This is a genomic window from Tumidithrix elongata BACA0141 (genome assembly GCF_036349135.1).
GTDB lineage: Bacteria > Cyanobacteriota > Cyanobacteriia > Pseudanabaenales > Pseudanabaenaceae > Tumidithrix > Tumidithrix elongata.
This window is the reverse complement of sequence record NZ_JAZBJZ010000208.1, coordinates 1-4092: the sequence shown is the minus strand read 5'-3', so window position 1 is coordinate 4092 and position 4092 is coordinate 1. Positions and strand designations below refer to the sequence as shown.

Sequence of the window (4092 nt, the reverse complement as noted above, 5' to 3'; positions counted from 1 at the left end):
CTAATTGCTTAACCTATATTTACATATATTGGTATTTCCTTGCCTACCTACTTAGCCAATGCGATCGATTCGCCCTGACTAAGAATAACGTGAGTTCGGGATAAGAAAAAAAGACAAAAAAAGGAGAAACCGATAAGCTGAAAAAAACTAAAACACTCTCAGAACAGATTAAAAAGTAACATTGCTAATCCTACAGACTTTTTTGAATCTGCAATCGTTACTAACTCCATTGCATTGAATTAATTCTTATCAGCATCTTGTTCTGGATCGTCAAGGAAGCTAGATTTTTTGATGCTACTGCTTAAGTCAATTAAATCATTATTGCCCGCCCAATCGCGAACGCTTCCGCTTGCTCCAAATGGTTGCTTGCCGTCGGGTGGCGATCCAATTTTGTCTACCATTGCCAGCAAAGACTGCACCATCCCAGGCACGGTTTTGGGATCCATGAACATCACCTTGCTGCTAGGGCTTTGTCCGATCGCTTTACCCATATCAATATAGTTTTGCGCTAACAGAAACTGCATGGCTTCTTGTCCGTGGGGGTACTTCGCGATCGCTTGCGAGACCAGTTCGATCGCTTCCGCCAACGCCTTTGCTTCAGAGAAGCGTACATCTCTTTCAGACTCAGCTAAAACTCGTCTAGACTCAGCTTCTGCTTCTGCTTTATTCACTTCGGCTTTTCTTTCACCTTCCGATCTCAATTCAGTAGCACGGCTTTCTATTTCTGCTGCCTTTTGCTTTTCCATCGAGGTTCTCACTGACTCGGGAATCACAATATCCCCCAGTTCAATTCTTTTGATCGCGACACCCCAATCTTTACTGTCTTCAGCCAGATCTGCTAAGAGTTTTTGACTGATCTCGGTCTGGGAAACAATGACCTGCTCGATCGAATACGTCCCGATTTGAGCTTGAATCTCGGCGGCAAAGGAATTTTCTAAGGACTGTTCGAGTTTTTGGATATTGTATCGAGCATTGTAGAGGTTAGTAATTTGCCAATAGACAGTCCCTTTAATCGTCATAGAGACTTCGTCACTGGTCGTACAAGAACGCGGTGGAATTTCTAGGGTTTGTTCTGATGTACTTCTCTCAAAATCAACTTTATCGATTAATGGGAAGACAAAGTTAAGCCCTGGTCTGAGTGTCTTGTGATACCGTCCTAATCGCGTTACCAGAGACTGCTTATCCTGTGGAATTACTCTAGCTGATTTGTATAGATAGCTCCCTGTCAGGAGCGCAAACAAAAGCGTAATTAGAGCTGCTTGCATAACGCAATCCGCGAATATGGATTCAATGAACCGAAAATATAGCGTTTTTTAGGTGAGTAAACAATCTAATTTTACTGTTTGCCCAATTAGTAGCGATATTAAACCCCAAATGCAAAAAATGGGGGAGATATTTATCCCCCCCATTTTAATAATTGAGATTATTCAGATATTAGTTCTAACTCATATTCAGATACATGAGCTTTGAACTTATTACCCAATTTCACCTCAAGCGGATAATTTGGGCTAATAGGTCGCCCATGCCAGTCTGCGATCACTTGGAGGATTTCTCCTTCTAGACCTTTGATGTCAAAGGCAGAGCCTTTATGCTCGGGATGATGATAGACCTTAATAGACTCTTTGACACGAATGCGATCGCCTACTTTCATAGTTCAGTGAATTTGTAATCAACTACCAGTTAATTATTATCAAGTATGGAGTAGCGCTGTTTATTGCTAATTGTTAATTATTAACTGTTTGTTAGCTGTTCGACCAATTGTTTTTCGGGCAAAGCAACCTTGGGAGCATGTCCCCAAAAGGCTTCTAGCTCGTAGGTTTTTCTTTCTGTGGGCATCATGATATGCACCATGACATCGCCATAGTCTTGCAATATCCAAGTTGCCTCGCTCTCGCCTGCGGTGCGGCGCGGCACGCGATTAAAATCTTCGGCAAGTTTGCCTTCGATCGCATTGGCGATCGCTCTGACCTGCGCTTTTGAGAAACCTGTGGCGATCACAAAATATTCAGCCAGTACTGAAACCTCCCCGATCGCCAGAATTAAAATATCCTCGGCTTTGCGATCGTCGGCTACTGTAGCGGCTGTCATGGTCATCTGATAGGCGAGGTCTTGGCTAAGTAGGCTGGGATCTTGGGGCTGTAGGACACTTATAGATTCTGATGTCATAGGGGCTGCGTTGTGGGGTAGTTGTGTATGGGATGTAAGATTTTAGCGGGTTGTTACGTAAACTTACCTACATTCTAATCACTCCGCCCAGTAGCTCCTGTTAAGATTGACAAAAATCTTTAAAAATTCATATTTCGGGCATAGCGATCGCATTTTTGAGGTCATTGTAGGAAATGAGCGCAGCCAAAATAGAAACACCACCAACGAAAGCAAGGTAAGTCATGACGCAGGATGAATTGCTGGCACTAATAGATCGCGCGGCGGATGAGGGCTGGAAAGAGCTAGATCTATCGGGTATGAGACTGACCGAACTACTAGCAGCGATCGGGCGGTTAGCCAATCGGCTGAGCTTTACTTCTTAGGCAACTAGATCGCGCGGATACCCGAATCCATTTAGCGGATTTCATAGATACGACTTGGAATTGGCCTATTAGAATTTCTGTATTAACATTTTTATTTAGGCATAAATTCAGGAAATATTTATGTTAGGCTCTTGAATCTTACGTAAATATTGAGAGTCTTAAGTTTATGGCTTGGCGTTTCCTTATTCTAATAGCTTTGGCATTTACAATTTCTCTAGGGAAAGAAACGTCTTCTGCTTATGCCAAGCCAATCGCTCAACCATCAACGCAAATCTCACCAAAGCTAGCACAGGCTGGAGTTGATTATCATGGACGTGCTTCAGAGAAACTGAATAGAGGAGACTATAAAGGCGCGATCGCTGATTACACCGAAGCCATTCGCCTCAAACCTGACGATGCCAATGCTTATTTCAATCGAGGTATTGCAAAGTCTAATTTAGGAGACAATAAGGGCGCGATCGCCGATTACACCGAAGCTATTCGTCTCAAACCTGACGATGCCAATGCCTATTTGAATCGTGGGTTAGAGAAGTACGATTTAGGAGACAAGCAGGGGGCGATCGCTGACTACACAAAAGCCATTCGCCTTAAACCTGACTATGCCGATGCCTATTGCAATCGAGGTATTGCAAAGTCTAATTTAGGAGACAATAAGGGCGCGATCGCTGACTATACAGAAGCCATTCGTCTCAAACCTGACGATGCCATTTTTTACTCTTTTCGCGGGAATGTGCGGTCAGCGTTAGAAGACAAGAGAGGTGCGATCGCTGATTACACCGAAGCCATTCGCCTCAAACCCGACGATGCCAATGCTTATTTCAATCGAGGTATTGCAAAGTCTAATTTAGGTGACCAAAAAGGCGCGATCGCTGACTATACAGAAGCCATTCGTCTCAAACCTGACGATGCCATTTTTTACTCTTTTCGCGGGAATGTGCGGTCAGCGTTAGAAGACAAGAGAGGTGCGATCGCTGACTACACAAAAGCCATTCGCCTTAAACCTGACTATACTTATGCTTTCAACAATCGCGGGTATGCAAAGTCTGCTTTAGGAGACAAGCAGGGGGCGATCGCTGACTATACAGAAGCCATTCGTCTCAATTCTAATAATGCTGATGCCTATTACCATCGAGGTGACATGAGGTCTGATTTAGGAGATAAGAAAGGCGCGATTGCCGACTATACAGAAGCCATTCGTCTTACGGAAGCTATTCGTATCGTTCCTAAATCTGAACTATTTGCACTTCACTTTTTATACGTTAGTCGCGCGGACGTAAAATCTGCCTTAGGAGACAAGCGGGGCGCGATCGCTGACTACACAGAAGCCATTCGCCTCAAACCTGATTTTGCTGTTGTTGCCTATTATCATCGAGGTGACATGAGGTCTGCTTTAGGAGACAAGCAGGGTGCGATCGCTGACTACACAGAAGCCATCCGTCTCAATCCTAACTTTGCCAATTCCTATTTCAATCGAGGTGTTGCAAAATCTGATTTAGGAGATAAGAAAGGCGCCTAAGTACAGGACAAAAGATTGAGAGCATTAGAAAAGGCATCAGCGTTGAGT

General features: G+C 43.9%; 5 protein-coding genes. 2 read left to right on the top strand and 3 right to left on the bottom strand.

Going from position 1 to position 4092, the window contains the following annotated elements; all coding sequences use genetic code 11:
- Positions 1-239 precede the first annotated feature (239 nt).
- The 3 genes from V2H45_RS25245 to rsfS all read right to left on the bottom strand — a co-directional run bounded on the left by V2H45_RS25245 (position 240) and on the right by rsfS (position 2166).
- Entirely contained in the window at positions 240-1265 is a 1026-nt protein-coding gene (locus tag V2H45_RS25245; protein ID WP_330486458.1) for an SPFH domain-containing protein, read from the bottom strand.
- A 158-nt stretch (positions 1266-1423) separates the two neighbouring features.
- A complete protein-coding gene (locus tag V2H45_RS25240; protein ID WP_330486457.1) occupies positions 1424-1651 on the bottom strand; it encodes a ferredoxin-thioredoxin reductase variable chain in 228 nt (75 codons plus the stop codon).
- A gap of 80 nt (positions 1652-1731) precedes the next feature.
- Positions 1732-2166, bottom strand: coding sequence for a ribosome silencing factor (gene rsfS, locus V2H45_RS25235; protein ID WP_330486456.1), 435 nt, complete (start codon positions 2164-2166; stop codon positions 1732-1734).
- 221 nt (positions 2167-2387) lie between these two features.
- Here rsfS and V2H45_RS25230 point away from each other — a divergent pair, with 221 nt between their 5' ends.
- Entirely contained in the window at positions 2388-2528 is a 141-nt protein-coding gene (locus V2H45_RS25230) for a hypothetical protein (RefSeq protein WP_330486455.1), read from the top strand.
- 166 nt (positions 2529-2694) lie between these two features.
- Positions 2695-4044, top strand: a complete 1350-nt coding sequence (locus V2H45_RS25225) for a tetratricopeptide repeat protein (protein ID WP_330486454.1) — start codon at positions 2695-2697, stop codon at positions 4042-4044.
- The last annotated feature ends 48 nt before the right edge of the window (positions 4045-4092 follow it).